This window comes from Micromonospora sp. RHAY321 (genome assembly GCF_023896955.1).
Taxonomy (GTDB): Bacteria; Actinomycetota; Actinomycetes; order Mycobacteriales; family Micromonosporaceae; genus Micromonospora.
This window is the reverse complement of the sequence record NZ_JAMHIW010000041.1, coordinates 1-2,020: the sequence shown is the minus strand read 5'-3', so window position 1 is coordinate 2,020 and position 2,020 is coordinate 1. Positions and strand designations below refer to the sequence as shown.

The window sequence follows — 2,020 nt, the reverse complement described above, 5'->3', positions numbered from 1 at the left end:
GTGGAGCAGGCGCTGCCGCTCGTGCGGGACCTGCCCCGGATGAACCCACCGTTCGCACCTGCCGCCCACCGGCCGGCGAACTGGCGTGCCCTGGCCACCGCCGGCGCCGTCAATCCGAACGGCGCCAACGGACACAGCGCGAACGGACACAGCGCGAACGGGCACGGCGGGCAGGTGGCCGGAGACGGCGACGGGGGTGGATCGTGAGCGGCCCACTGGTGGTGGTCGGCGACGCACTGCTGGACCGGGACGTGACCGGGGCGGTGAACCGCCTCTGCCCGGACGCTCCGGTACCGGTGCTCGACGAGACCGCAGCCATCGACCGGCCCGGCGGCGCCGGCCTCGCGGCGCTGCTCGCCGCCGCGCAGGGCACCGAGGTGGTGCTGGTGACCGCCCTTGCCGACGACGCGGGCGGAGCCCGGCTGGCCGACCTGCTGACCGTCGCCGGGGTGACGCTCTACCCCCTCCGACTGCCCGGCGCGACGCCGGAGAAGATCCGGCTGCGCGCCGACGGGCAGACCCTGCTGCGACTCGACCGGGGCGGTGCTCCACAGGCGCCGGCCGAACCGCCAGCGGCCGCGCTGGACGCGCTGCGCGGGGCGGGCGCGGTCCTGGCCAGCGACTACGGCCGTGGCCTGCTGCGGCAGCCGACGCTGCGGGCAGCGCTGGGCGAGGTGGCGGGGCCGGTGGTCTGGGATCCGCACCCGCGCGGGCCGGCCGCGGTGCCGGGCACCCGGCTGGTCACCCCGAACCTGGCCGAGCTGCGGCAGCTCACCGGCGACGCCGGCGGCGGGTCACCGCTGTCCACGGCGACCCGGGCCGGGCACGAGCTACGCCGACGCTGGCGGGCCGGTGCGGTGGCCGTGACCACCGGCGCGGACGGCGCGGTGCTCTGCCACCCCGGGACCACCCCGCTGGTGGTGACACCCGAGACCAGTGTGGAGCAGATACGGGACACCTGCGGCGCCGGGGACCGCTTCGCCGCGACCGCCGCGACCGCGCTCGCCGGCGGTGCGCTGATCTCGGATGCGGTGCGGGAGGCCGTCGCCGCCGCGTCGGCGTACGTCGCCGCCGGGGGTGCCGCCGGGCTGCACGACGACCAGCCGGCCCCGGAGAACCCGGCCGGTACGGCCGCTGAGGTGGTGGCACGGGTCCGGGCGGCCGGTGGGACCGTCGTGGCAACCGGGGGCTGCTTCGACATCCTGCACGCGGGGCACCTGGCGACCCTGCAGGCGGCCCGCCGGCTCGGCGACGCCCTGGTGGTCTGCCTCAACTCCGACCGCAGCGTACGGGCCCTCAAGGGACCGGGCCGGCCGATCAACACCGAGGCCGACCGGGCCCGGCTGCTGGCCGCGCTGGACTGCGTCGACGCGGTGGTGGTCTTCGAGGAGTCCACCCCGCACCGGGTGCTCACCCGGCTCCGGCCGGACATCTGGGTCAAGGGCGGCGACTACGCCGGGAACGGCGCGCCGGAGCTGCCCGAGGCCGAGCTGATCCGCAGCTGGGGCGGCCGGGTGGTGACCGTGCCCTACCTGGACGGCCGGTCGACCACCGCGACCATCACCGCCGCGCGTTCGCGTGGCGGACACCTCGTCAAGGGAGCAGCATGAGCAGGGATCTGAACGGATCGGCGGTGCTCGTCACCGGCGGGTCCAGTGGACTGGGCGCGGCCGTGGTGGCCGCGGTGACCAAGGCCGGCGGGCGGCCGTACGTGCTGGACCGGCAGGAGCCGGCCGACGGGGTGCCGTGGGTACGGTGCGACCTGGCCGACACCCGAACCGCCGAGGCCGCCACCCGGCATCTCGCCGAGCAGGCCGGCGGGCTGGACGCGGTCGTCACCGCCGCCGGTATGGACGTGCCGGGCCGACTCGCCGACGTACCGGGTGAGACCTGGGACCGCATCATCGCCGTCGACCTGCTGGCCACCGCCGCCGTCATCCGCGCCGCCCTGCCATGGCTGGAACGCTCACACGGCACCGTGGTCACCGTCGCCTCGACCTTGGGTGTCAAGGCGGTCAGC

General features: G+C 76.5%; 3 protein-coding genes. All 3 read left to right on the top strand.

All coding sequences use genetic code 11. From position 1 onward, the window contains the following. Nucleotides 1-207, top strand: a 207-nt coding sequence (locus M8C17_RS31710; protein WP_252420473.1) for a hypothetical protein, incomplete at its 5' end; no start/stop codon positions are given. Then, the gene (gene rfaE2 / locus M8C17_RS31705; RefSeq protein ID WP_252420472.1) at nt 204-1,610 is read left to right on the top strand and encodes a D-glycero-beta-D-manno-heptose 1-phosphate adenylyltransferase; all 1,407 of its coding nucleotides are present in this window, start codon (nt 204-206) and stop codon (nt 1,608-1,610) included. The genes M8C17_RS31710 and rfaE2, both read left to right, overlap by 4 nt. Further along, on the top strand, nt 1,607-2,020 hold a 414-nt coding region (locus tag M8C17_RS31700), incomplete at its 3' end, for an SDR family NAD(P)-dependent oxidoreductase (protein ID WP_374559814.1). The genes rfaE2 and M8C17_RS31700, both read left to right, overlap by 4 nt.